Here is a 24,102-nt window from a genome sequence, read left to right on the forward strand (position 1 = left end):
TGGGCCCCGAACGGCGCAGCCTGGTGGTCCGGGAAGCCGACCGCAAGGTCACCGCCTACCACGAGGTCGGTCACGCCCTCGCTGCTCAACTCCTCCCGTACGCCGACAAGGTGCACAAGCTGACGGTCGTTCCACGTGGACGCAGTCTGGGCTCGGCGCTGTATACCCCGGAGGACCGCATGCACCACACCCGCTCGGCGCTGCTGGACCGGCTGTGTGTGGCGCTGGCCGGCCACGCCGCCGAGCAGGTGGCCACCGGACAGGTCACGACCGGCGCCGCCAACGACTTTCAGCAGGCGACCGGGCTGGCCCGGCGGATGGTTACCGAATGGGGCATGAGCGATGTCGGCCAGATCGCCCTGGCACAGGAAAGCGCCGGCTACCTGGGCTACGGCCCACAACCCGCCGCTTACAGCGACCAGACCGCCCAGCAGATCGATGAAGAAGTCTCCCGGCTGCTGAACGAGCAGTACAAGCGGGCCCTGACCTTGCTGACCGAGAACGTCCATGTGCTCAACCGCCTCACCGATGAACTGGTGATCCGCGAAAGCCTCAGTGGAGAGGACGTGCAGACGGTGCTGGAAGGCGGCACCCTGCCTCCACTGGATCAGCCGACAACCGAACCGGCAGGCACAGGCATGGAAACCCCACTGCCCGGCAACCTGGCGCCCGATCCCATCTGAGCCGGCTCCCGGTGATGGGCCATATACAGGCTGCCGCTGAACAGACCTTCAAAAGTCGCGAACCCATATGCAGCCCGCTGCTGCTCGTTGCAGGACTCTCAGAACGACGCCTTGATGTTCTTCCAGTGTAGATACCCCGGGTTCATCTCCCAGCGTTGTAGCAAGCGGGCTCTGCGGGTACTGTCTTTCGGCCACGTCTAAGCCCTGGACCGAGGTTCCCTCTCTAGATGAATCCTTCCCTTTCGCGTCACCTAGAGTGGAACTCAAGCTGAGTTATGTCTCACCAGTTCACCACGCCACCAGATCTTGCCACCGACCTTACTGCGATCTCGCAGGAGTACCGCCTGCCTGGGCTGGCATGGGCTGTCTCCCCTGTGGACGGCCCTGTCCTGGCCGGAGCCACAGGCCAGCAGCGCACCGACCGGCAGGCAAAGGTGACCGTGCATGACCGGCTGCACCTTGGCTCGTGCACGAAGCCCATGACTGCCAGCATGCTGGCCACCCTCATTCCGGACCGGCTGCAGTGGGATCTGCGCCTCGCGGACGTTTTTCCGCCAGGCGAGATACATGAGGCTTATCACGACGCGACGCTGGCCTACCTTCTTGCCCACTACGCGGGGCTTCCACCTTTCGACGAGGACCATCAGTTCCTTGCCGCTCCGGAGCCACGTGGCTCCCAGGCGCAGCAACGCGACACGTTTGCACGCTGGGCGCTGAAGCAGGAACCTGCCGTACTGCCCGGTACATACCTGTACTCCAACGCCGGCGTGGGGGTGGCCGCGGTCGTTGCCGAGCGTATTACAGGACGCACCTGGGAGGAGCTGATGCATGAGCGGCTCTTCGCCCCGCTGGAACTGCCCAGCGCAGGCTTCGGCTGGCCAGGGCGAACCCATACCGCCGAACCGTGGGGGCACCAGTGGGTAGACGGTGCGTGGACCCCGCACGATCCGAACGGCACCTACCAGCTGCACCCTGGGATTGGCCCTGCCGGTGACGTGTACATGAGCATCCTGGATTTCGCGGTGTTCGCGCGTGAACACCTCCGCGGCTTGCTGGGCAGCGGCCGCCTGCTTGACCAGGACAGTTACCGCCGGATTCACGCGCCGTTCCTGCCCGGCGGTCAGTCCGGGCTGGGCTGGGGTGTGAGCACCTACCGTGGCAGGCAGGCCAGCACCCACTCGGGAAGCGCCGAGACCTTCCTGGCACTGATCGTCGTGCTGCCCGATGAAGGGCACGCTTTCGTGGCTGTCACGAATGCCGCGGGCGGAAGCGCGGATGCCGGAACCCGCGCGGCACTCAGTCATCTTGTTGGCAGGTTCACGGGGGCGCGTGTCGGCACCTGAGAGCCCGGTCACCATCACGGACGCCAGGGCCGCGGCCTTCCTGGTAAACCCCTGCTGCCGAAGGTTCCTCGAACCGTTTCTGGACCGCGAGTGCACCGTGGCGCGCGCAGCGGCAGAACTCGGGGAGGACACAAACGCCACGCTGTACCGCGTGAAGCAGATGGTCCGGCTTGGCCTGTTGCACGCCGTTCGCGAGGAACCCCGGCGGGGGCGGCCCGTAAAGATCTACCGTTCAGTCGGCGCCCGCCTGTTCGTGCCTTACACGGCCACGCCCGCCGTGGACCTGCTTGAAGTGCTGGTGCAGGAACGGCATACGCACGAAAAGCAGTTTCAGACAGCCATGCTGGAGGTGATGCGCCGCGCCCACTCCGAGGAGGGCTGGGGCATGCTGCTGTACCGCGAGGGCGAGGGCGTGTACGGCTATGACACGGTCAGCGGACAGGAGCCCTGGCATTCCCTGAGTCCACATGAGCCGGCCGTGCTGGACTACACCCTGAAAACGCGCCCGCTCACACATACCCAGGCCAAAGCGCTGCAGCGCGAACTGCTGGAAGTTCTGGCGCGTCATTCCCGGGCTGCCTCGGGGACGGACGGGGCTCCCTATCTGGTGCGCCTGGCTCTGGCGCCGCTGCCTCCTGACCCGGAGGTGGACAGGTAGCCCCGCCCCTCCCGGTGGGCAGGGCGGAGATCACCCGGAGCTTCAGGTGCGCCAGTCAACAGCTGGCGCAGGTGCAGCAGGTGTGCTCCACGCCACTCCGCGGGGTCGTCCATGAAAGGCTGAATACCGTCCACATACCCCAGCGCGCGCAGCAGTTCAGCAGCCCGCAGCGCGTCGGCATGCAGGGCCCGCAATTCGCCCAGGGAAGCATGGTCGGTCCAGCAACGAAGGTAGGCTTCGGTGGCGCAGGCCAGTTCTGCCGGATCCGGCGCGTGGCCGGTCGGGAAGAAATACTCAGGCTGCGCGTCCAGGAACGGGTGGGTGAGGCTGGCGTCCGACCAGTCCAGAAACGTCAGGCCACCGGGGCCGCACACAACATTGCCCCCGTGCAGGTCTGCGTGCCCCAGCGTGCGTGGCAGGCTGCTGGCTTCCAGGCGGCTCAGGGCGGCTTCCAGACCTGGCCGCGCCGCCCGCAGAAGATGTGCCTCATCACAGGTCAGTCCGCCAGATTCACCTACCATCAGCACCTCGTCGCTGAGCAGGTGGTCCAGGCGGGAGGCGATATGTGCCGGGCCATGATCGGGCAGGTTCAGCTCAGGGATCAGTGTCACGCTCGCCTGCTGAACACCGGCCAGATGAAGCATGACGGCCTTCAGGTCCGGCTCCAGCGGGGCACCGGCATCGGCCATCAGCAAAAAGCCCTGTTCAGGGTCACAGGCCAGGACTGGTGGGGCCGCGCCCGGCACCTTCCCGGCCAGCTGGACCGTGACCGGAACCTCGTGCCGAAAGTGCTCCGGAACCGCCTTGAAATACACGGGGCCGCTGCAGGTCGGTACCTGCCACAGCAGGCTGATCTGCCAGTGCTTGAGCACACGCGGCGCAGCCACCTGCCTCAGTCCACGCCTCTGCAGCTGCTCGCTTATCCAGGCTGCTGCCTGCCGCTGCCAGTCGGGATGAAACCACGGCGTGCGGTTAGGCCTGGCAGCCGCACGCACTTCCACCTGAACCTGCTCGGGTGCTGCGCCGAGTGCCTGCCAGGACATGGCCCCGGTAGCGTGCAGCAGCCAGGTCGTTTCACTGTGGCGCACACCGTTCACCTCTCCCTGACTGGCAAAGCTCAGCCGCCGCCCCAGCTGTGCCTTCCAGGCAGGGGGTGCAGCTTCCAGCACGTTCTCGCCGTAGTAGGTGGCCAGATCGACGCTCACGCTCTGGCGGGCGAAGCGCTGCCCATCCGGGTGCACGCACAGCAGGTGAAGGCGGGTCTGGCGCCGGATCATGTCTTCCAGCATGTCAGCCGGGCTGACCACGGCGCATCGGCCAGGTGGCGGGGCGGCACAATAGGCGACATGGACCGTGAACTGAATTTCGCGCGCGAGATCCTGGGAGAACGCTCCTATCGCGACGTACCTGACGAGGAGGTCCTGCGTGAGGCCGAGCGTCTGCTTTCCGGCTGGATGGCCGGAGAACTTCGCATGGAACGGCCCAAGCTGTACGACCACTACGCCCTGCTGCTGCTGGCCCTGCTGCGCCGCAACCGCGAGCTCGAAGCGCGGGTCTCGGCCCTGGAAGCGCAGGCGGCCCAGCCGTGAAGGTTAAGGTGTGCGGCACCACCAGTGTGCACGACGCGCTGCTGAGTGCCGAGGCCGGCGCCGACGCCCTGGGGTTTATCTTCGCGCCGGTCAGCCGGCGGCTGGTCACGGCCGGGGTCGCCCGCGAGGCCGGGCTGAGCGTGGGCCCCGCCGTGGCGCGGGTGGGTGTCTTCCTCAATCAGGGCCTGGACGAGGTCCTGCGGCTCTCGGAAGCGGCGCGGGTCTCGGCAGTGCAGATTCACGGCCCGGTGTCAAGTCTTTACCTGGAGCAGCTGGCTGCGTATTATCCCGTTCTGCGTGTGTTGCGCCCCGCTGATCTGGCGCAGGAGCAAGGCGTGTGGAGAGGCCGCGGCCGCGTAACGCTGATGCTGGACGCGCCGGAGCCTGGGGGCGGTCAGCCCCTGGACTGGGCCGGACTGCGGACGCAGTTTCCGGCAGGTGCCTGGCTCGCCGGTGGGCTCGGGCCCCAGAACGTGGCGGAGGCCATCCGGGTGCTGGGACCCGCCGGGGTGGACGCAGTCAGCCGCCTGGAAGTTCAGCCCGGAGTCAAGAATCCGGATGCCGTGCGGGCCTTTGTGAGAGCGGCAAAACAGGCCGCCGGGCAAAGTTATCCACAGTGAAACGGCCTCCTGTGGATAACTTTCCGAAGCATGATGCGGCCAAGCGAATCCCGCTTCCATGACGTTCCACACAGGGTTTTCCTTACCGACTTTTCCTGTCGCTGAACCCCTTATCCACAGCTTGTCCACAAGCCCTGTGGATAACTCTGTGGATAACTTTGAGTCGTGTGGGCCGTTCACCGTTCTGCGTCTGCTTCTTCGGCGGTGGCGGGAGCGCTGAGTGAGCAGGACCAGATGATGCAGCTCTTTTAAGCTGCCTTCCTCACTCCGGGGCTGCCTCCAGCGCTGGAGATTCCAGGACAGAACGGTCTGCTGCGCTCCAGGTCAGCCTTCCCGGTCTGCCTCGGGGAGACCCGCCCAGGCGCTCAGCCACTGTCCGCCGTGTACCACAGTCCCAGGACCGCTCACGGCCGTAAAAGAAGCTGCCAGGGGCACCCGGGCCAGGGTGTGGGCCTTGACCCGCAGGTTCTCCATGTTGCCGTGATCACTGCTCAAGACCACCTCTGCTCCGCTGCTCAGGAGGCCCGTCAGCAGGGCGTCAACCCGGACCAGATAGCTCCGGGCAGCCCGTGTCACCTCGCCCGGCGTGGGGTCGCGGCCGGCGTGCCCCAGCAGGTCACTGAACCACAGGTCCAGCACCAGCAGATCCCAGTCCCGGGCGCAGCGGCCAAGCGCGGTGCCCAGAGTCAGCACGTCAGTGAGGCTCAGGGTCTGTTCCAGCCAGGGCGCACGGTAGTCCAGGCCCAATGAGGCCGACACCAGCGGCAGTCCGGAGGGATTCAGGGGCAGACCTGCAGCCTGAAACGAGAAGGGAAAACAGCCCAGCCGGGCGCGCCGACGCTGCGCCTCGAAAAACGCCGGGGCATAGTGGTTGGTCAGGGCCACACGTGCCCCGGCCTGGGTCAGGCGCACGGGCAGGCTATGCCGGGTCAGCAGGCGCTGAAGAGTAGGCCCCGGATGAGGCCCGAAGTGCTCGCCCATGATGCGCACCGCATCCTGTCCGGTCAGCCAGCAGCACTGCCCGGTCCCGGACTGCGGCTGGCCGGCTATGCCCAGGGTGGCGTCCAGAGCGGCGCCACGGTCCACCAGCGGGCGCAGGGCCGGCAGGTCCTGTTCCCAGGCGCTGCCAGCGGGAGCGTCGAGGGGGTGACCCACGCCATCGAGCGCGATCCACACCTTCACCTGCTGTTCCTCGCCGCAAGCCTCACGGTCGCAGCATACCGGTGCTCAGTGAGGCAGCCAGGCGAACACGTCCACCACGGTGCCGTCAGGGTCGCATACGCTGGCATAGCGCTGCCCCCAGGGCGCATTGAAGGGCTCGGCGGTCACCTAGTATCCGGCAGCCCGGACACGGCTTACGGCGTCATCCACCCCCGCCGGGTCGTCGGCCTGCACCGCCACCGCGACCCGGCCACTGCCAGAGGGTGGGCTCCACTCCGGATTGAGCTGACGCAGCAGCGCCTCGGTTTCCCAGGCTATGCGCAGACCACCGGCCTCGATTTCCACGTGGCCCTGGGTGAAGTCAGCATCGGCGGGCACAGGGAGCCCCAGAGTCCGGTAGAAAGCCAGGGCCGCCGACATATCCGTGACGACAAAGCTCACGTAGTTCAGTCGCATGGCCACACCCTACTGACTGCCAAGAACGACCGTCCCGGCAGATGAGGGCTCAGATGGTTTCATCCCAGACCCCCATCGCACTTCACGCCTGCGCCGCGCGGCGTTCCTCAATTACTTTCTTGGACAGATGCTCGGGGACCTCCTGGTAGCCGAAGGGTTTGACCGAATAGGCGCCGCGGTCCCCGGTCAGGCTGCGCAGGTCGGCGTTGTAGGTCTGCAATTCCGACTGCGGCACCACGGCACTGATGGTAAAGACGCTGCCTTCGGGTTCCATGCCCTGGACCCGGGCGCGGCGGGTCTGCAGGTCGCTCATCAGGTCGCCGGTAAAGGACGCCGGTGCCCGGACCCGCAGCAGCATGACGGGCTCCAGCAGCACGGGCCTGGCCTGCTCCAGGGCGTTGCGCACGGCCAGGGCTCCGGCCATGCGGAAGGCCAGATCGCTGCTGTCCACCTCGTGGTAGCTGCCGTCCAGCACGGTGACATGCACGTCCTGCACCGGAAAACCGCCCAGGCTCCCCTTGACCAGGGCATCCTGCACCCCTTTTTCGATACTGGGCAGGTATTTGCCCGGAATGGCCCCGCCCACCACCGCGCTGCCGAAGTGGTAGCCGCTTCCCGGCTGCACCCGCACCACGCAGTCTCCGAACTGGCCGTGCCCACCTGACTGCTTCTTGTGCCGGCCCTGGGCCTGCGCGGTGGCGCGGATGGTTTCGCGATACGGAATCTGCGGCGGGGTGGTGCTGACCCTGACCCCCAGGGCCGCCAGCTTTTCCACCGCGATGGTGGTGTGCATCTCGCCCATGCCGCCCAGAAGCATTTCGCCGGTCTGTGGTTCGCGGCTGTAGTGCAGCGTGGGGTCTTCTTCCAGCAGCTTGGTCAGCGCGTCTCCCAGACGGTCCTCGTCCTGGCGGGTCTGGGGGTGCAGGGCCACCGTGTACACGACGTCGGGCAGTTCCATCGGATCGTATTCGATGGGATGCTGCGGGTCGGCCAGGGTGTCACCGGTGTGCAGGTCCGGGCTCTTGGTCAGCACGCCGATCATGCCGGCGCTGAGCTCAGGAACCTCCTGCAGGTCCCGGCCGCTGGCGACATACAGGTGGGCGGGACGCAGTTCGACGCCGCGGGTGGTGTTGCGCACCGTGTCACCGGCGCGCAGGGTGCCGCTCCAGACCCGTACGTGCGCCACCTTGCCCACGTACGGATCCATGCTGACGCGCCAGACCCGGGCGCTGAAGGGCGCCTCGGGGGTGGGCGCGCGGGTCTGACCGTCCACACCGGTCAGGTCTCCCCGTTCAGCCGCGCTGCGCAGGCTGCGGACCATCAGGTCCAGCAGTTCGTCCAGGCCCACGCCGGTGGTGGCGCTGACCGGCAGGGCCGGGTACAGCTGTCCGGCGTGCACGGCGCGGTAGAACGCGGCACGCAGTTCTTCGGTCCCGATGTCCTCGCCTTCCAGGTAGCGGTTCATCAGTTCGTCGTCGGTTTCCACGATGGCGTCCGTCAGCAGTGAGCGGGCCTCGGCCGCAGCGCTGCGCAGCCCGTCCGGCAGCTGATCCTCGTCGGCCAGCACGTCCACCAACCCACGGAAATCGGGGCCCTCGCCGTCGGGCAGGTAGGCGGCCACCGTCGGCCCCCCCAGGGTCGCGCGGATGTCTGCCAGCGTCGCGGCAAAATGCGCACGCTCGCGGTCCATCTTGCTGAGCACCACGATGCGCGGCATGCCGAAGCGGTCGGCGGTGGTCCAGACCCGCTCGGTGCCCACTTCTACCCCACCGGTGGCACTGACCACCACCAGCACATTGTCGGCTGCACGGATCCCGCCGCGGATCTCACGCACGAAATCCGCGAAGCCCGGCGTGTCCAGCAGGGTGATGCTGACGTCCCGGTGCTGCAGGCGCAGCACACCGGTGCGGATCGAAAAGCCGTGCTGACGTTCCTCCTCGCTGTGGTCGCTCTGGGTCGTGCCGTCCTCGACCCGTCCGGCGCGTGAAATGGCCCCGCTGCGGTGCAGCAGGGCTTCACTGAGCGTGGTTTTTCCGGCGCCGCTGTGCGCCGCGAGACTGACAATACGAACGGGCATGTGCATCACCTCTGATCTGGGCAGTGAGAGGAGAGGGTGGCCGAACGAACGCCTGACCGAGCCAAATTGGGGTGCCCTGAAGATACTCCCTTTGTCCCCTGCACGGCCAGCCGGGCGCCGGATATGGCAGCATGGCGGCACCATGCCCGGCCCCTCAGAACAGCCCCGTGAACACCACCGCCAGGTGCGCCTGCCTGCCCTGGCCCTGGTGGCCCTGATTGGGGCGCGCGGCGCCGGAAAAACGACCTTAGCCGCGCAGCACTTCAAACCGGAGGAAGTGGCCAGCGCGCCGCCAGCACACTCCGCCCAGGACGGCGACCTGCTCGCTCCCCTGCTCCAGGTGGCCAGCACACGGCTGGCCCAGGGAGAACTTGCCGTGGTGGACGCGCCACTGGTGCGCCCGCATGACCGGCGGCGTGTGCTGGATCTGGCCCGGCAGCACGACGTGGCGGCGGTGGCGGTGGTGCTGGACCTGCCACGCGCGCTGCTGACCCAGCGTCTCGGACCCGAAGGTGACCCGGCCGCGCTGGCGGCCGAAGTGACCGAGCTGCACCGAACCCTGCACGGCCTGGAGAAAGAAGGTTTCCGCCGGGTCTGGGTGCTGCGGAGTGTGCAGGACGTCAGGCAGGTCAGGATGCGGCGCGTGCCATTGGCGCCAGACCGGCGCGTCCTGGAGGGTCCTTTCGACATTATCGGGGACGTTCACGGCTGCCTGCCGGAACTGCGGAGTCTGCTGGAGCGGCTGGGCTACACCAGCGGGCCCGGCGCAACGGGGTCGGGCATGAGTCCACCCGAGGGCCGCCGGGCCGTGTTTCTGGGCGATCTGGTGGACCGTGGTCCCGACAGTGCCGGGGTGCTGAGGCTGGCCATGGACATGGTCCAGGCCGGCTCGGCCCTGTGTCTGCCCGGCAACCACGAGGAGAAGCTGCTGCGCGCCCTGAACGGCAAGGCGGTACGGGCGCTGCATGGGCTGGACGTCACGCTCAAGCAGCTGCACGCGGCTGGCGAGGGCTTCCGCTCGGAGGTGCGGGCTTTCGTGCAGGGGCAGCCCAGCCACCTGCTGCTCGACGGGGGACGGCTGGTGGTGGCGCACGCCGGTCTGCCCGAGCACTTTCACGGGCGGGTCTCGGGCCGGGTCCGCAGCTTTGCGCTGTACGGTGACACCGACGGCCGGGTGGATGAAACCGGACTGCCGGTTCGGCGAGACTGGGCCCGCCATTACCAGGGAGACGCGCTGGTGGTCTACGGCCACACGCCTGTCACGGCGCCCCGCTGGCTTAACGGTACCGTGAACATCGATACCGGCTGCGCGTTCGGCGGTTATCTCACGGCCCTGCGCTACCCGGAGCTGGAAACCGTCAGCGTTCCGGCCCAGGAGCAGTACGCGGTGCCGGGCCGCCCACTGCTGGACGCGGGCTTGCTGATCCGCTGAGGTGCGCAGGCCGGACGACCTTACCCTTGCAGGCATCGACACCTGAGAGAATGCAGCCCATGAGCGGTCTGGTAGATGTTGCGATTATCGGTGCGGGCCCGGTGGGCCTGGCGGCAGCCATTGCCTGCAAGCGTGCAGGCCTGAGTTATGTGGTGCTGGAAAAGGGCTGCGTGGTCAACGCCATTTTCGAGTACCCCACCTACATGACCTTTTTCACCACTGCCCCGGAGCTGGAAATCGGCAACCATCCGATGGTGACGGGGCACGACAAGCCCGACCGGCGTGACGCCCTGATGTACTACCGGCTGGTGACCCAGCGCGAGGCGCTGAATGTCGAGCAGTACACCGAGGTCACGGGAATCCACGCGGCTCCGGCGGGCTTTACGGTGCAGGTCGAGAAGCGTGACGGGTACAGCGGGGTGGTCGAAGCCCGCCGGGTGGTGGTGGCCACCGGCTACTACGACAATCCCATGCCTCTGGGTATTCCCGGCGAGGACAGCGACAACGTCAGCCACTACTACACCGAGGCGCACCCCTTCATGGGCCTGAACGTCACGGTGATCGGTGCCGGCAACTCGGCCGCGGACGCCGCGCTGGACCTGTGGCGCGGCGGCGCGAACGTCACCATGGTGGTGCGGGCGCCGGAACTGAAATCGACCATCAAGTACTGGGTGCGCCCGGACCTGGAAAACCGCATCCGGGAAGGCAGCATCACCGCCCATTACAACTCCCGCGTGGTGGAAATCCACCCCGATCTTGTCCGCGTGCAGGACCAGGACGGCACCACCTGGGACCTCCCCACCCACTTCACCTTTGCGCTGACCGGCTACCGGCCGGATCTCTCCTTCCTGTCGGGTCTGGGGCTTGCGCAGCATCCGGACGAGTGTCTGGTGCTTAGCGACCACTACGAAAGCAGCGTGCCTGGCCTGTTCGTGGCCGGCAGCGCCGGATTTGCCGGCAGGACCAATCAGGTGTTCATCGAGAACGGCCGCTTTCATGCCGATGTCGCGGTCGCCGAGATCGTCCGCCAGCTGGGCGCCGGGGCCCTCCAGCAGGGCTGAACCGGCCGCTCGACCCGGCCCCATGGCTGGCCCGACCACCCGATCTGGCCAAGACGACGCAGCCAACCCTGCGGCTAAACCTCGCAGGAGCTCAGGCGGCGGTAGCCTGCAGGCCACCATGTAGCGCAGTCGGCAGGAGGTGGGCTGGACAATACTGGGACCACAGCCGTCGCAGCCCGGTGCCTTCCCCTGGTGCTCTAGGCTGCCCCCTCCTGCGAAAGCAGGTACCGGCACCACTGCCCGGCGCTGGTCGCTGCCCACCCGCAGCCCGCATGCAATCTGGCCCTCGGAAGGCTGCCCGTCAGGCTGTCTTCCAGTTCACGAGTTCCTCAGGGCCCAGGGCCTGCGGGGTTGAGGAATGCCGGGTGGACCCTGAATCAGTCTGTCAGCAACGGCACCAGTCGCATACGCGTAAATGGCCTTGTGCAGCAGGTCGATCACCTGCTCGTCTACCGGCCAGGTCCATGGGGGAGCTCCGGCGCCGGTGGCGTTTTCAAGCGTCTGGTCGTTGAGCAGCCGCAGGTTCATGTACATGAATGAGCCCACCGGACCGCGCAGGCCCTGCTCGGCCATGGCGGCGCGCGCCACGCCCAGCAGGATGCCCTGGCCCCAATGCATGGCCCAGTTGAGCCACAGCCGCTCCTCGTCCGGGCGGTGGGGCAGCCCGAAAAGGCGTTCGGCTGTGTGGGCTGGGATATAGGAGTTGGGGCGGCGAGTGAACAACTGCTCGATCTTCTCGGCGGCGGTCATTGCCGCCACACCGACCAGACCCGCAACCAGACCTTTGGCCAGGGTATTGGTATTCATGTCAGCCTCCTTGTTGAACAGCTGGTCCTATGTGCAGGTGCACCGTCCTATGCGTAAAGGCGTCTACTGTATGGCGGAGAAAAGCCAGCTTTGAGGCGAGACACCCTCAGGCCACCGTGACGTTTAAACAGTGCCGTCCCCCAAAGGCATTAAGAGGCGTCCATGTAAAAAGACTGCTTCTTAGTGTCGGGGCTGGTTCTAGACCAGGGGTGTACAGGACCCCCAACACCACGCCCTGTGATGCACTTCCAACTCGCCACGCGCTTTTCGGCACCCCGGCGCGACAGACGTACATGGCCTTTATACGCAATGAACTGCGGCCCTCTCCCCTGCCTGGGGGCATTCATGGACCACAAAGGCATGCATGAAATACTCCCAGCATGCTTCCTGCCCTCTCCCGCGCCCTGCTGCTGGGAACACTGCTGCTGGGCGCACACGTCGCTGCTCAGGGCATTCCGGTACTGCCCCCTGCGACCCCAGCGCCCCAGCCTGTACCCACCCCTCCTCCGCCTGCCGACCCGGCGCCCCCTGTTGACCCTGCCCCCATTGAACCCGCTCCCGTGGAGCCGGCGCCGGTCCAGCCCCCGCCTGCCGACCCGGCTCCCGCTGACCCTGTACCCGGCCCCCCTGCCAAGCCTGTCACCCCGGCCCGGCCCGCTCCCCAACCCTCAGGGCCGCTGCTGATCAACGTGGAGGCCCAGTGGCCGGCGCTGGTCAACGGCAAGAAGACCACGGTGCCGTTCACTCGGACCCTGACTATCCCCGGGAGCCGCGTTGCGGCGCTGCGTCAGCGTGGAGTCATCACCCCAAGTCTGGAGGCCGACCTCGCCGCCTTTATCAAGGGGTTGCCCACCCAGCCACAGGACGCGCGCTTCGAGGAGCAGTGGGATGGCTGGGCCCTGGTGCAGCGCAACGGCCTGAAGGTGGACGCCGCCAAGACACGACAGAGCCTCCTGACTGCACTGAAAAATCCGAAAGGCGTCAAGGCCACCGTGGTGATCAGTGGTCAGGTGGCACCCAATCGCACGCTGGACTACTTTGCTTCGCGGGGTATAACCGCGCATCTGGGCAGCGGCGAAACCAACTACTACGGCAGCAGCGCAGCCCGCATGACCAACATCCACGTGGGCGCAGCCAGCTTCAAGGACCGCCTGTTTGAGGGCAAGACGTTTTCCTTCAGCCAGATGATTGGACCGATCAGCACCCGCAGCGGCTACGTCACGGGACTGGTTATCGCCGGCGAGCGTACCGCCAGCGGCGTGGGCGGCGGCATCTGTCAGGTCAGCACCACCGTCTTCCGCACGCTGTACAAGGCCGGACTGCCGGTGGTGGAACGGCGAAATCACTCCTATCAGGTGCACTACTACGATCCCCAGGGCCTGGACGCCACCATCTACCAGCCCAGTCAGGACCTGCGCTTTGCCAACGACACAGGCGGCGCCCTGTGGTTCCAGGCAGACTGGGACGACAAGGAATCCCGGCTGAGCGTGCATGTGTTCGGCAAGGCCCGCGACTACACCGTGGAAGTCGCTGCGCCGCGCACCCTGAGCACCACTCCCTCGCCCAAGGACCGGCTGATTCAGGACGCGACCCTCAGCGCCGGTCAGCGCAAACAGGTGGACTGGGCCGCGCCGGGTGCCGTCATTGAGGTCACCCGGAAATTCATGCGTGACGGCAAGGCGTTCAAGCAGGACACGCTGCGCAGTCAGTATCGACCCTGGCCCAACATTTTCCTGGTCGGCACGAAGTCCTGAAGGAACACAACAGAGGGGAGAGGCGTATGTGCCTCTCCCCTTACTGCGGTTCGGTAGTGACGGTTTTTCAGTCGTCGGCCGCGTATCCCAGCAACGACAGAATGCGTTCAAGCTCCTCGCGGGACCCGTAATTGAGTTCTACGCGGCCCTTGTCCTCACCGGTAATGCGCACACGGGTGCCGGTGCGGCGGCTCAGGTCCAGTTCCACCTGCCGGTAGGTTCGCGGCGGGTTGACCTTGATGGGTGCAGGGGTCCGCGCCTCCCGTTTGAGCGCCTCGGCCTCCCGCACGTTCAGCCCCCGGGACACGATCTGGTCCAGCGCCCAGGCACGGTCTTTCTCCAGCTGGGCCAGAATGGCCCGCGCATGACCGGCACTGATCTGTCCGCGGTCAAGTGCCCCCAGCGCGGCACCGTCCAGAGAAAGCAGACGCAGGGCGTTGGCCACCGTGCTGCGCCCCTTACCCACCGCCTGGGCCACCCCCTCCTGGTTCAGGCCCTGGTCCATCAGGGCCTGATAGGCACGTGCCTCTTCCAGTGGGCCCAGGTCCTCACGCTGCAGGTTTTCCACGATAGCGATTTCCAGCGCCTCGCGGTCGGCCAGGTCGCGGATGATAACCGGAATCTCGGTCAGTCCGGCCAGTTGGCTGGCCCGCCAGCGCCGCTCGCCGGCCACAATCTCAAAAGTGTCACCGCGCGGCCGCACCAGCAGCGGCTGCAGCACACCCTTATCCCGGATGCTCTGGGCCAGCTCAGCCAGGGCCTCCGGGGCGAAGACCTGCCTGGGCTGATAGGCCGCCTGGGTAATCCGGCCGATGCTAAGGGTCTGCACCTGTGATCCCCCCGCGGCCTCTGGCGCCGCCTTGGCTCCCAGCAGTGCGTCCAGACCACGGCCGAGACTAGATTTTTTCGACACGCTGCATCACCTCGTCGGCCAGTCGCTTGTAGGCTGCCGCGCCGCTCGACAGCGGGGCAAACACGTTAATGGGCTTGGAAAAGCTGGGGGCCTCGGACAACCGGACGTTGCGCGGCACCACCGACCAGAACACCAGCTCACCGAAGTGCCCGCGCACCATGGTCTCGACTTCCTGCGCCAGATTGGTCCGGCCGTCGAACATGGTCAGCACCACGCCCAGAACCTTCAGGCGCGGGTTGAGTCCGCCCTGAACCCGCTCGACAGTTTCCATCAGGCCCGCTAGGCCCTCCAGCGCGTAGTACTCGGCCTGTAGGGGAATCAGCAAGGCGTCCACTGCGGCCAGAACGTTAACGGTCAGCGGACCCAGGCTGGGTGGAGCGTCAATCAGGACCAGATCGTACCCGCTGACGCTGGCCAGCAGCCGGGTCAGGGCGTCCGGATCGTCGGCCAGCTCGACTCCGGCACCGGCCAGATCTGGCGTGGACGGCAGCACTGAGAGCCCGTCCTGAGACGTCGGCATGGTGAACTCACCCGCTCGTGCCGGTTCGCCCAGCGCCTCGTACAGACCCTGCTCAGCGCCGCGCAGTCCCAGGCCGCTGGTGGCGTTGCCCTGCGGGTCCATGTCGAGCAGCAGAACCTTTTTTCCGCCAGCGGCGAGATAGGCCGCGAGGTTGACGGCCGTGGTGGTTTTGCCCACGCCACCTTTCTGGTTTACGACCCCAAGCACCTTCATGGTTGTTGTCTCACTTCGCGCTCCAGAATAGCGGCTGTTGATTGGGCACGCCTTCCCGGCGCGGGTATTTGCTGGGGGTATCGCGCAGTTTCTCCATCACCACGAGGGTCCTAGCGTCTCCAAGCACCGGCAGGCTGAAGGCCTCAACCTCGATGACCCGGCCGCCCAATTCCCCGGCTGCCCGCTGTCCGGCCCGCAATTCCTCCGGGCTGATCGGGCCTTTCTGGGCCACCAGGAGTCCCCCAGGCCGCAGGAATGGCAAGGCCAGTTCCGCCAGTACAGGCAGGGCTGCGACCGCACGAACCACCACCCGGTCATAGCGGTCACGGTGCTTGGGCTGCCGGGTCAAGGTTTCGGCGCGTCCGGCCAGAGGGCGGACATTGTGCAGTCCCAGCGCTTCGGCTGTCGCACGCACGAATTCCACCTTCTTGCGGGTGGAATCCACCGGCGTAAACATCAGGTCCGCTCGCATGATGGCCAGCGGCAGGGTGGGGAATCCAGCCCCCGTGCCCAGGTCAACCACCTGATGGGCCCCTTCCAGATGCCCTCCCCCGAAACATGTCAGGGAGTCCACGAAGTGCTTCAGCACGATGTCCGGCTCGGTCTTCAGGGCGGTGAGGTTAAACCGGGCGTTTCCTTCTTGCAAAAGAGCAAGCAGAGCCGCGAAACGGTCCAGGGCCGGCTCAACATCAATTCCAAGTTCTTGCGCGCCGCAGCGCAGAAGGTCGGCAGCTTCAGGGTTCACAGGTGGTACCTCTGCTTCATTTCCATATATCGCTCGTAAACATGGTCGTCGATGCTCTGCAGCGGCAGGGCGTCCAACTGTGGGACCAATTGTTCCCGCAACACCTTCCCGCGGACCATCCACTGGTAGTAGCTGCGGCCCCCGTGTTCATAGGGTCCGTACAGCTTGGACCCTGGGCACAGATCAAGCAGGGTGCTGAATAGCCCGGCGTGTCTGGTGTGCATGCGCACCGTGACTTGGGGCTGCTTGCCGTCCCCGCCAAAATGTCCTTCTCCAATCAAGACCCCAAGCAGGAGGCCCTGTTCAAAAGTCGCCAAATCCTTGCCCCCTTGTTTCACCGTCAAGTTTCCCGTGAAACGAAGGGGCCGTCAAGCGAAGACGCGCCGAATAACCTCAGCGCGTCTCACTTGTTTCACCGTCAGGTTTCCCGTGAAACACGGTGCTGTCTCAGGTGCACCAGCAGCACACCAATGTCGGCGTGGCGCACTCCTGAAATTCGGGCTGCCTGGTCCACCGTCTGAGGCTGGTGACGCGTCAGCTTCTCGCGGGCTTCGTTGGACAGGGCCGCGATGGCAGCAAAGTCCACCCCTTCCAGGCTCAGCCGGCGGGCATGGGCTTCGGACTGCAACTGCCGCCGGGCCCGTTCGATGTACCCTGTGTACTTCACCCGGATCTCGAGGGCCTCGCGTTCCTCTGCCTCAAGAGCAGGAAGCACGATTCCCAATGCTTCGATATCCGCCAGCGCGAACTCGGGACGGCGCAGCCATGCATCGCCAGTGTGTCCCTGCACCCTCTGACGTTCCAGCGCCTCCAGCCCCGACTGGACCCGGCTGTACTTTTCTTCAACCCTTGCAGCTTCAGCTGCGGTGACCACACCAAGGTGCAGGCCCAGCGGCGTCAGGCGCTCGTCGGCATTGTCCTGCCGCACCAGCAGGCGGTGCTCCACCCGGCTGGTCATCATGCGGTAGGGCTCATCGCTGCCCTTGAGCACCAGGTCATCGAGCAGCACCCCCAGATATCCGGTTTCGCGCCCGATGGTCCGCTCCTCCAGGCCCAGCGAGCGCCGGGCGGCTGCCATGCCCGCCACCAGGCCCTGGACCGCGGCTTCCTCGTATCCACTTGTTCCGTTGATCTGCCCCGCCGTAAACACACCGGGCAGGTAACGCGATTCCAGGTTGAGCGTCAGCTCGGTCGAATCCACCACGTCATACTCCACAGCGTAGGCGTAGCGCTGGATCACTGCCTGTTCAAACCCTGGAAGCGTCCGGACCAGCTGATCCTGCAGATGCGGCGGCAGCGATGAGCTGAAGCCCTGCAGATATACCTCACTGGTCTGCACGCCGTCAGGCTCTACAAACAACAGGTGCCGGTCATGGTGGGCAAACCGCACGACCTTGTCCTCAATGCTGGGGCAATAGCGTGGTCCCAGGCCCTCGATATCGCCCGCGTACATCGGGGACTCGTGCAGGTTCGCCTGAATCAGCCGGTGGGTCTCCGGGGTCGTGTGGGTCTGCCAGGTGGGCGACTCTGTCGCACGTGGGCCCGGACGGCCGGTAAAGCCCCGCGGCTGCGGATCGGCCGGGATTTCCAGCAGCTCAGAAAAATTCACGGCGTCAGCCCGCACCCGGGGCGGGGTGCCGGTTTTGAAGCGCTTCAGGACGTGCCCGGCGCGGGCCAGAGGCGCCGACAGAAAACGGGAGGGTGGCTCGCCCTGCCGTCCTTCCGGGCGCGAATGCCGCCCATACCAGGTCACCCCACGCATGAACGTTCCAGCAGCGACAACCACGCTCCGTGCGGCGAGTCGTCGTCCGTCGGTGGTGACCACCAGCCAGCCGCCCCGCCCGTCGGACTCGAGATCGGCCGCCTCACCACGAACGATCTCTATGCCCACATGTCCAAAAATGACATCCTGTGCGCGTTCAGCGTAGGCGTCGCGTTCGTTCTGCACCCTCAGGGACTGAACTGCCGGACCCTTGCTGGCGTTCAGAACCCGCGTATGAATAGCGGTCTCATCGGCCAGCCGGCCCATCAGACCGCCCAGTGCCTGCACCTCGAACACCAGCTGGCTTTTGCCTGGGCCTCCTACGGCCGGGTTGCAGGGCATTCTTCCAACCGTGGCGGGGTTGCCGATCAGCAGCGCCACCCGGTCGAACTTCGCTGCGGCCCACGCCGCCTCCAGGCCAGCGTGTCCACCACCGATCACAATCACATTCCAGCCACTCATCTCAGGCGGCAGTGTACCGGGCGGCACGTCACACAAGGGTGACCGTCGTTCCCGGACGGCGCAGCAAGGCAGCATAGGGCCCACTACACTGGGCTTATGGACTTTGCGAGTTTACGGGCCGACCTGATCGGCGGGGACGCGGCCATCCGCACACCGTTCGGAACGCGGCGCGTGACCTACGCAGACTACGTGGCCTCGGGCCGGGCCCTGCGCAGCGTCGAGGAGCGGATCGCCAGCCTGGCGCTGCCGCTGTATGCCAACACCCACACCGAAGACAGTGCCACCGGTGCTCACAGCACCCATTTGACCCATCAGGCCCAGGCGTACATCAAGAGCCAGTTGGGGGGAGACGAGAGCTGCAAGCTCCTGTTCTGCGGATCCGGCAGCACAGCCGCCGTGCGGCGGTTGCAGGACATCCTGGGCCTCAGTGTTCCGGCCGTCCACCGCGACGCGGTCCTTGCCACATTGCCGGCACACGAGCGTCCTGTCGTGTTTGTCGGACCCTACGAGCACCACAGCAACGAGGTCAGCTGGCGCGAAACCCTGGCCGAGGTGATCGAGGTGCCGCTGTGTCCCCGGGGTGGCCTCGACCTTGACGCCCTGCGCAGCCTCCTCAAGGCGCCTGCCTACGCCCGGCGCCCTAAAATCGGTTCGTTCAGCGCGGCCAGCAACGTCACCGGTCTGCTGACCGATACACGCAGCGTCGCAAGGCTCCTGCACGCCAACGGGGCGTACGCCTTCTTTGACTTTGCAGCCAGCGGGCCTTACGTGAAGATCGACATGAAACCTGGGGCTAGGGACGGCTATGACGCTGTCTTTCTCAGCCCGCACAAGTTTGTAGGTGGCCCGGGGACGCCCGGAGTGCTGTGCTTCCAGCAGCATCTTTACCAGTTGCCGGTCCCCAGCACCGCCGGAGGCGGCACGGTCCGTTATGTCAGCCGGCAGCGACACGCCTACATCGACGATATCGAAGCCCGCGAGGATGCCGGCACCCCGGCCATTCTGGGCAAGATCCGCACGGCACTGGCCTTCCGGATCAGAGAAGAGCTGGGGGTAGAGCAGCTGACCCGGCGCGAACACGAACTCTTCGGTCGCGCTCTGGCTCAGCTTGGAACCAACCCGCGTATCCAGGTTCTGGGCAACCCGGACTCTGCGCGCCTGGCGTTTCTTTCCTTCCTGCTCAGGACTGAGCAGGGGACCTACCTGCATCCCAGGCTGGTGGTCCGGCTCCTCAATGACCTGTTCGGCATTCAGGCCCGGGGAGGCTGTGCCTGCGCGGGGCCTTACGGGCACGCCCTGCTGAACATTGACGAGGAGCATAGCGAGCGCTACTTCCAGTGCATCCTGGGAGATCTGGAAGGAATCAAGCCCGGCTGGACCCGGCTGAATCTGGCGCCCTGGGCCACGGACGAGGAGGTCAGTTTTCTGCTCTCTGCCGTCGAGTTCATTGCGGAATATGGCGAGCGCTTCCTGCCCCTGTACGACTTCAACTGGCAGACCGGCGCGTGGACCCATGCCAGCGACGAGGCTCCGCTGGATCTGTTTGGAGAAGGCCGGCCCCTAAGCGAGACCGGAGAGGTGCCTTACCAGACTTACCTCGCCGAAGCGCGTCACCTCGCCAGCGGACTGCGTGAGAGGGGAGAGCCCCGCGCCCTTCCGCCGCAGGTCCCCGCCGACCTCGTGTTCTTCGCACATTGACACTGTCTTACCACCCCCCATGTCTCCACATGGTGGACGGCGAGGCAGTGCCCCCCCGACACGCCTTACCGCCGCGTTTCCTGGGCATGGCTTAGAATGCCTAACGAACGTTAGATAGACAACTCCTGACGGTGGGCGCGCCCCATAAGCCTTCCCCCGTCATGGCCGAGGAGGCTTTCCCCGTCATGATTCAACCTTTCACAGCTGAACCCATCCAGTGGGTGTCGGAAAGCGGTGTGCCGGTCCGCGAACTGCCGGAACGCTTCACGCCGCAGGTGCTGCGCGAGCTGCACGAACTGATGCTGCGTGCGCGCGAATTCGACCGCAAACTCATCACCCTGCTGCGCCAGGGCCGGACCACCTTCTACGCCCAGTCCAGCGGGATGGAAGCCACCCAGGTGGGACTGGCTCGCTCCATCCGCGTGGGCCACGACTGGGTCTGGCCGTACTACCGGGATCACACCCTGGGTCTGGCGATGGGCGTGCCCATGTTCGAGCTGATCAGTCAGTGCCTGGGCACCAACAGCGACCCCAGCCGCGGCCGGCAGATGCCTCACCACTTTGCAGCCAGGCGTCAGAACTTCGTGTCCATTTCCAGCAGCATCGCCTCGCAGGTGCCGCCGGCTGCCGGCAACGCCATGGCCCAGAAGTACCTGGGTGTGGACGAGATCACGGTCTGCACCTTTGGTGACGGCGCGACCAGTGAAGGCGACTGGCACGCCGGCATGAACATGGCAGGCGCCCATCAGGCCCCGGCCCTGTTCGTGTGTGAGAACAACCAGTGGGCCATCAGCACCAACCTCAAGGCCCAGACGGCCAGTGAGAACATCCACATCAAGGCCAAGGCCTACGGCATGCCCGGTTTCTACGTTGACGGCAACGACATCGTGGCCGTCATGGAAGTCTGTGCGCACGCCGCCGAGTGGGTGCGCTCCGGAAACGGGCCTGCGCTGGTGGAATGCCTGACGTACCGGGTGGGCTCGCACAGCAACGCAGACGCGGACGCCGAGAAGCATTACCGCACCCGCGAGGAAGTCGAGGAATGGCTCGGCCGCGACCCGATCGTCCGCCTGGAAAAGCTCCTTGAGCACCTGGGTCACCCGATCAGCGCCGAGGAACGCGCCCAGATGATTGCCCAGACCCACCGCGAGGTCGACGAGCAGGTAATTCAGGCCGAGGCCACCGGACAGCCTGACTGGCGGATTATCTTCGAGGATGTGTATGCCGACATGCCCGGTCACCTGCGTGACCAGGAGGCCCTCCTGCGTGCCGAGCAGGAAACCGGTCAGGAGGTGCGCGCATGACCGCCACGCAGCAACGCAGCGTCCCCAGCGGGGGAGGGGAGACCCGGACCATCAACCTGATTCAGGCGGTGACCGAGGCCCTGCACGAGGAACTGGAGCGCGACGAGCGCGTCGTGGTGTTCGGCGAAGATGTAGGCGCACGCGGTGGGGTATTCATGGCCACCGCCGGCCTGCAGGCCACCTTCGGCAAGCACCGCGTGTTCGACACGCCGCTGAGTGAAGCCAGCATCGTCGGTGCGGCGGTCGGCATGGCCGTACGTGGCATGCGCCCGGTCGCCGAAATTCAGTTCGCCGACTATATGGGCCCCGGTTTCGACCAGATCATTTCCCAGGCGGCCAAGATCCGTTACCGCAGCGGCGGGCAGTTCACGGCGCCCATGGTCATCCGCACGCCCTCGGGTGGCGGAGTCAAGGGTGGGCACCACCACAGCCAGAGCCCCGAGGCGTACTACACCCACACGCCGGGCCTCAAGGTGGTCATGCCCAGCACTCCTTACGACGCCAAGGGGCTGCTCAAGACCGCCATCCGTGGCGAGGACCCGGTCATCTACTTCGAGCCCAAGCGCCTCTACCGCGCTTCCAAGGGCGAGGTGCCGACTCATGACTTTATGGTCAAATTTGGAGAGGCCTCCATCCGCCGCGAGGGCAACGATCTGAGCCTGATCGGTTACGGTGGTGTGATGCCCGACCTGGAAAAAGCAGCCGACGCCCTGGGCGCCGAAGGCGTCAGCGTGGAGGTTATCGACCTGCGCAGCCTGGTGCCGTGGGACAAGGACCGCGTGCTCACCAGCGTCCAGAAGACCGGCCGCGCCGTGCTGGTCAGCGAGGCCCCGCGCATCGGGAACTTCATGGGCGAGGTCGCCTACACCATTCAGGAGCAGGCCTTCGACTACCTGACGGCTCCGGTGGGTCAGGTGGCCGGTTTCGATACGCCCTATCCCTATGTGCAGGACAAGGTCTTCTTGCCTGGTCCCAACCGGATCGTGCGCGCCTGCGTGCAGGCCCTGAATTACTGATGCCTGCCCAGCAGCCCGGAAGGGGCCCATGAAGCCGGAATTGTGGCGTCCCCTGCTGGGCACACTGGGCCTGATGATCGGCTTCGGAGTCTATGGGCTGATCGGCAAACTGGCTGAACCCTGGCAGAGCCTGTGTATCGGCGCGCTGTTCGTGCTGCTGGGGGCCGTGGCCTACTGGTACGCCCAGGGCGAGCGCTGGATTCAGGTCCTGGGACTGCTGTTGGCGGCCTACGGCGTGCTGCGCGCACTGCTGCTGCGCTGAATGTTTTTTCCTTATCAAGAGAGGTTGTCATGAAAGAAGTGCTGCTGCCCGAACTCGCCGAAAGTGTCGTCGAGGGCGAAATCCTGAAATGGCTGGTCCAGGAGGGTGACACCATCGCCCTGGAACAGCCGCTGTGCGAGGTCATGACCGACAAGGTCACCGTGGAACTCCCCAGCCCGGTGGCGGGCGTGCTGAGCCAGCGTCTGGCCAATGAAGGCGATGTGGTGGCGGTGCACGCCGCCATTGCCCTGATCGACGAGGCAGGCGGCGTTGCCGGTTCCTCGGCTCCCAGTCCCATGCAGGCCATTCAGGAGACGGCAGAGAGCCCGGCAACCGCCAGTGTCCAGCTGCCCACCCAAGCGCAGGAAGACCGCGAGCAGATGGGCGGCAGCATCGTAGAGGCGGGCCATCTGCCCAAGGCCGATGACGATTCGAGCAGCCTGTTCAAGGCCTTCGCCTCGGACGAGCAGGTCAAGGTCCAGGGGCTGGGAGGTCGTAGCCCGGCTGCACAGGTCGCCGTTCAGCCGATCCGCAACGACGGCCGGGTCCTGGCCGTGCCGGCCGCCCGGCAGCTGGCCCGCGAACTCGGTCTGGAGCTGGGCCGGGTCCAGGGCAGCGGGCCCAATGGCCGCATCCGTGTCTCGGACGTGCTGGCCCAGGCGCAGGGGCAGGCTGCGCCCACGATGGCTGTGAGCGCACCAACTCCTGCCCCCCAGCCTGCGCCAGCTGCGCAGCCCGCGCCGGCTTCCAGCAAAGCGGCCCAGGGCGGTCTTTCAGTCCCTCCAGTGCAGTACCGCACGCCCAAGGGCTACGAACACCTGGAAGACCGTGTTCCGCTGCGCGGGATGCGCCGGGCCATCAGCAACCAGATGGTCGCCTCGCACCTGTACACCGTGCGGACGTTGACCGTGGACGAGGTCAACCTGACCCGCCTGGTCGAGTTCCGCAACCGCGTCAAGGATGAGGCCAAAGCCGCCGACGTGAAGCTGTCGTACCTGCCGTTCATCTTCAAGGCCGTGGCCGTGGCACTGCGCAAATATCCCAGCCTGAACACCTCCTTCGACGAGGCGACCCAGGAAATCGTGCAGAAGCGCTATTACAACATGGGCATGGCCGTGGCCACCGAGGCCGGGCTGACCGTGCCGGTGCTTAAGGACGTTAACCGCAAGAGTGTCTTCGAGTTGGCCCGTGAAGTCGTGGATCTGGCCGGGCGTGCTCAGGCCGGCAAGCTACAGCCTGACGAACTGGCAGGGAGTACCTTCAGCATCACCAACATCGGCTCCATCGGAGCGCTGTTCAGCTTCCCGATCATCAACGTGCCCGACGCTGCGATCCTGGGAATTCACAGCATCGTCAAGCGCCCCATCGTGGACGAGCACGACAACATTGTGGTTGCGCACATGATGTACCTCAGCCTGTCGTTCGACCACCGTCTGGTGGACGGCGCCGAAGCGGCCCGCTTCTGCAAGGAAGTGATCCGCCTGCTGGAAAACCCTGATCGACTGATGCTCGAAGCGATGTGAAGCGGGCTCCGGCCGTGACCAGATTCAGTCACGGCCGGAGCCC

22 protein-coding genes and 1 pseudogene are annotated in these 24,102 nt (G+C 65.9%); 13 read left to right on the top strand and 10 right to left on the bottom strand.

Translation table 11 applies throughout. The features are described 5' to 3' along the window. The 3 genes and pseudogenes from IEY49_RS18510 to IEY49_RS18520 form a co-directional block, all read left to right on the top strand. Window positions 1-683 (top strand): annotated as a pseudogene (locus IEY49_RS18510) (ATP-dependent zinc metalloprotease FtsH); the annotation flags it as partial. A 275-nt stretch (window positions 684-958) separates the two neighbouring features. Beyond that, complete coding sequence (locus tag IEY49_RS18515; RefSeq protein WP_189011496.1) at window positions 959-2,026, top strand: serine hydrolase domain-containing protein; 1,068 nt, start codon at window positions 959-961, stop codon at window positions 2,024-2,026. Continuing rightward, window positions 2,013-2,684: an ArsR/SmtB family transcription factor gene (locus IEY49_RS18520; RefSeq protein WP_189011498.1), complete on the top strand. Its 672-nt coding sequence runs from the start codon at window positions 2,013-2,015 to the stop codon at window positions 2,682-2,684. Before IEY49_RS18515 ends, IEY49_RS18520 begins: the two co-directional genes overlap by 14 nt. Here IEY49_RS18520 and IEY49_RS18525 read toward each other — a convergent pair. Then, window positions 2,627-3,961 carry a phosphotransferase gene (locus tag IEY49_RS18525; protein WP_189011500.1) on the bottom strand — a complete coding sequence of 445 codons (1,335 nt, stop codon included), beginning with the start codon at window positions 3,959-3,961 and terminating at the stop codon, window positions 2,627-2,629. The two genes, IEY49_RS18520 and IEY49_RS18525, sit on opposite strands and share 58 nt — an antisense overlap. A gap of 69 nt (window positions 3,962-4,030) precedes the next feature. On the opposite strand from IEY49_RS18525, the gene IEY49_RS18530 reads away from it, so the two are divergent. Both IEY49_RS18530 and IEY49_RS18535 read left to right on the top strand, forming a co-directional pair. Further along, the gene (locus IEY49_RS18530) at window positions 4,031-4,273 is read left to right on the top strand and encodes a hypothetical protein (protein ID WP_189011502.1); all 243 of its coding nucleotides are present in this window, start codon (window positions 4,031-4,033) and stop codon (window positions 4,271-4,273) included. Further along, window positions 4,270-4,893, top strand: a complete 624-nt coding sequence (locus IEY49_RS18535) for a phosphoribosylanthranilate isomerase (RefSeq protein WP_189011504.1) — start codon at window positions 4,270-4,272, stop codon at window positions 4,891-4,893. Before IEY49_RS18530 ends, IEY49_RS18535 begins: the two co-directional genes overlap by 4 nt. A 324-nt stretch (window positions 4,894-5,217) precedes the next feature. Here IEY49_RS18535 and IEY49_RS18540 read toward each other — a convergent pair whose 3' ends face one another. The 3 genes from IEY49_RS18540 to IEY49_RS18550 form a co-directional block, all read right to left on the bottom strand. After that, a complete protein-coding gene (locus IEY49_RS18540) occupies window positions 5,218-6,075 on the bottom strand; it encodes a metalloenzyme domain protein (RefSeq protein WP_189011506.1) in 858 nt (285 codons plus the stop codon). A 147-nt stretch (window positions 6,076-6,222) separates the two neighbouring features. Further along, on the bottom strand, window positions 6,223-6,510 hold the full coding sequence (locus IEY49_RS18545; protein ID WP_229780905.1) for a VOC family protein: 288 nt from the start codon (window positions 6,508-6,510) through the stop codon (window positions 6,223-6,225). An 82-nt stretch (window positions 6,511-6,592) separates the two neighbouring features. Next, on the bottom strand, window positions 6,593-8,587 hold the full coding sequence (locus tag IEY49_RS18550; RefSeq protein ID WP_189011507.1) for an elongation factor G: 1,995 nt from the start codon (window positions 8,585-8,587) through the stop codon (window positions 6,593-6,595). Window positions 8,588-8,729: 142 nt separating this feature from the next. Here IEY49_RS18550 and IEY49_RS18555 point away from each other — a divergent pair, with 142 nt between their 5' ends. Together IEY49_RS18555 and IEY49_RS18560 are read left to right on the top strand one after the other, a co-directional pair. Continuing rightward, on the top strand, window positions 8,730-10,019 hold the full coding sequence (locus IEY49_RS18555; RefSeq protein ID WP_229780906.1) for a metallophosphoesterase: 1,290 nt from the start codon (window positions 8,730-8,732) through the stop codon (window positions 10,017-10,019). 59 nt (window positions 10,020-10,078) lie between these two features. Beyond that, on the top strand, window positions 10,079-11,080 hold the full coding sequence (locus IEY49_RS18560; RefSeq protein ID WP_189011509.1) for a YpdA family putative bacillithiol disulfide reductase: 1,002 nt from the start codon (window positions 10,079-10,081) through the stop codon (window positions 11,078-11,080). Between the two features lie 318 nt (window positions 11,081-11,398). Here the strand turns inward: IEY49_RS18560 and IEY49_RS18565 are convergent, their stop codons facing one another. Continuing rightward, a complete protein-coding gene (locus tag IEY49_RS18565; protein WP_189011511.1) occupies window positions 11,399-11,887 on the bottom strand; it encodes a hypothetical protein in 489 nt (162 codons plus the stop codon). A gap of 380 nt (window positions 11,888-12,267) precedes the next feature. On the opposite strand from IEY49_RS18565, the gene IEY49_RS18570 reads away from it, so the two are divergent. Continuing rightward, window positions 12,268-13,641, top strand: coding sequence for a VanW family protein (locus IEY49_RS18570; protein WP_189011513.1), 1,374 nt, complete (start codon window positions 12,268-12,270; stop codon window positions 13,639-13,641). A 67-nt stretch (window positions 13,642-13,708) separates the two neighbouring features. Here IEY49_RS18570 and parB read toward each other — a convergent pair whose 3' ends face one another. From parB to mnmG, 5 genes are all read right to left on the bottom strand, one after another. Further along, window positions 13,709-14,554 (bottom strand): ParB/RepB/Spo0J family partition protein ParB, encoded by an 846-nt coding sequence (parB, locus tag IEY49_RS18575; protein WP_189011515.1) that lies wholly within the window; start codon window positions 14,552-14,554, stop codon window positions 13,709-13,711. Further along, window positions 14,538-15,287, bottom strand: coding sequence for a ParA family protein (locus IEY49_RS18580; protein WP_189011517.1), 750 nt, complete (start codon window positions 15,285-15,287; stop codon window positions 14,538-14,540). Before IEY49_RS18580 ends, parB begins: the two co-directional genes overlap by 17 nt. Before the next feature lie 10 nt (window positions 15,288-15,297). After that, window positions 15,298-16,032, bottom strand: coding sequence for a 16S rRNA (guanine(527)-N(7))-methyltransferase RsmG (gene rsmG / locus IEY49_RS18585; protein WP_189011519.1), 735 nt, complete (start codon window positions 16,030-16,032; stop codon window positions 15,298-15,300). Further along, window positions 16,029-16,349, bottom strand: coding sequence for a hypothetical protein (locus IEY49_RS18590; RefSeq protein WP_189011522.1), 321 nt, complete (start codon window positions 16,347-16,349; stop codon window positions 16,029-16,031). Before IEY49_RS18590 ends, rsmG begins: the two co-directional genes overlap by 4 nt. A gap of 101 nt (window positions 16,350-16,450) precedes the next feature. Beyond that, entirely contained in the window at window positions 16,451-18,256 is a 1,806-nt protein-coding gene (gene mnmG / locus IEY49_RS18595; RefSeq protein ID WP_189011523.1) for a tRNA uridine-5-carboxymethylaminomethyl(34) synthesis enzyme MnmG, read from the bottom strand. Between the two features lie 96 nt (window positions 18,257-18,352). Between mnmG and IEY49_RS18600 the strand changes: the two genes are divergently transcribed. From IEY49_RS18600 to IEY49_RS18620, 5 genes are all read left to right on the top strand, one after another. Next, the gene (locus tag IEY49_RS18600) at window positions 18,353-19,954 is read left to right on the top strand and encodes an aminotransferase class V-fold PLP-dependent enzyme (RefSeq protein WP_189011525.1); all 1,602 of its coding nucleotides are present in this window, start codon (window positions 18,353-18,355) and stop codon (window positions 19,952-19,954) included. Window positions 19,955-20,139: 185 nt separating this feature from the next. Continuing rightward, window positions 20,140-21,258 carry a thiamine pyrophosphate-dependent dehydrogenase E1 component subunit alpha gene (locus tag IEY49_RS18605; RefSeq protein ID WP_189011527.1) on the top strand — a complete coding sequence of 373 codons (1,119 nt, stop codon included), beginning with the start codon at window positions 20,140-20,142 and terminating at the stop codon, window positions 21,256-21,258. After that, window positions 21,255-22,274, top strand: a complete 1,020-nt coding sequence (locus IEY49_RS18610) for an alpha-ketoacid dehydrogenase subunit beta (protein ID WP_189011529.1) — start codon at window positions 21,255-21,257, stop codon at window positions 22,272-22,274. The genes IEY49_RS18605 and IEY49_RS18610 overlap by 4 nt, the downstream gene beginning before the upstream one ends. 28 nt (window positions 22,275-22,302) lie before the next feature. Continuing rightward, on the top strand, window positions 22,303-22,536 hold the full coding sequence (locus IEY49_RS18615; protein WP_189011531.1) for a hypothetical protein: 234 nt from the start codon (window positions 22,303-22,305) through the stop codon (window positions 22,534-22,536). Between the two features lie 29 nt (window positions 22,537-22,565). Next, entirely contained in the window at window positions 22,566-24,059 is a 1,494-nt protein-coding gene (locus IEY49_RS18620) for a dihydrolipoamide acetyltransferase family protein (protein ID WP_189011533.1), read from the top strand. Window positions 24,060-24,102 lie beyond the last annotated feature (43 nt).

This window comes from Deinococcus malanensis, from assembly GCF_014647655.1.
GTDB lineage: Bacteria > Deinococcota > Deinococci > Deinococcales > Deinococcaceae > Deinococcus > Deinococcus malanensis.

Bases quoted from the DNA above. Each gene is read 5' to 3' on its own strand.
- IEY49_RS18620 (WP_189011533.1), top strand. From the start codon at position 22,566: ATGAAAGAAGTGCTGCTGCCCGAACTCGCCGAAAGTGTCGTCGAGGGC.
- IEY49_RS18570 (WP_189011513.1), top strand. From the start codon at position 12,268: ATGCTTCCTGCCCTCTCCCGCGCCCTGCTGCTGGGAACACTGCTGCTG.
- IEY49_RS18515 (WP_189011496.1), top strand. From the start codon at position 959: ATGTCTCACCAGTTCACCACGCCACCAGATCTTGCCACCGACCTTACT.
- IEY49_RS18615 (WP_189011531.1), top strand. From the start codon at position 22,303: ATGAAGCCGGAATTGTGGCGTCCCCTGCTGGGCACACTGGGCCTGATG.
- IEY49_RS18545 (WP_229780905.1), bottom strand. From the start codon at position 6,510: ATGCGACTGAACTACGTGAGCTTTGTCGTCACGGATATGTCGGCGGCC.
- IEY49_RS18530 (WP_189011502.1), top strand. From the start codon at position 4,031: ATGGACCGTGAACTGAATTTCGCGCGCGAGATCCTGGGAGAACGCTCC.
- IEY49_RS18555 (WP_229780906.1), top strand. From the start codon at position 8,730: ATGCCCGGCCCCTCAGAACAGCCCCGTGAACACCACCGCCAGGTGCGC.
- mnmG (WP_189011523.1), bottom strand. From the start codon at position 18,256: ATGAGTGGCTGGAATGTGATTGTGATCGGTGGTGGACACGCTGGCCTG.
- IEY49_RS18525 (WP_189011500.1), bottom strand. From the start codon at position 3,961: ATGATCCGGCGCCAGACCCGCCTTCACCTGCTGTGCGTGCACCCGGAT.
- IEY49_RS18560 (WP_189011509.1), top strand. From the start codon at position 10,079: ATGAGCGGTCTGGTAGATGTTGCGATTATCGGTGCGGGCCCGGTGGGC.
- IEY49_RS18550 (WP_189011507.1), bottom strand. From the start codon at position 8,587: ATGCCCGTTCGTATTGTCAGTCTCGCGGCGCACAGCGGCGCCGGAAAA.
- IEY49_RS18580 (WP_189011517.1), bottom strand. From the start codon at position 15,287: ATGAAGGTGCTTGGGGTCGTAAACCAGAAAGGTGGCGTGGGCAAAACC.
- IEY49_RS18565 (WP_189011511.1), bottom strand. From the start codon at position 11,887: ATGAATACCAATACCCTGGCCAAAGGTCTGGTTGCGGGTCTGGTCGGT.
- IEY49_RS18610 (WP_189011529.1), top strand. From the start codon at position 21,255: ATGACCGCCACGCAGCAACGCAGCGTCCCCAGCGGGGGAGGGGAGACC.
- IEY49_RS18600 (WP_189011525.1), top strand. From the start codon at position 18,353: ATGGACTTTGCGAGTTTACGGGCCGACCTGATCGGCGGGGACGCGGCC.
- IEY49_RS18605 (WP_189011527.1), top strand. From the start codon at position 20,140: ATGATTCAACCTTTCACAGCTGAACCCATCCAGTGGGTGTCGGAAAGC.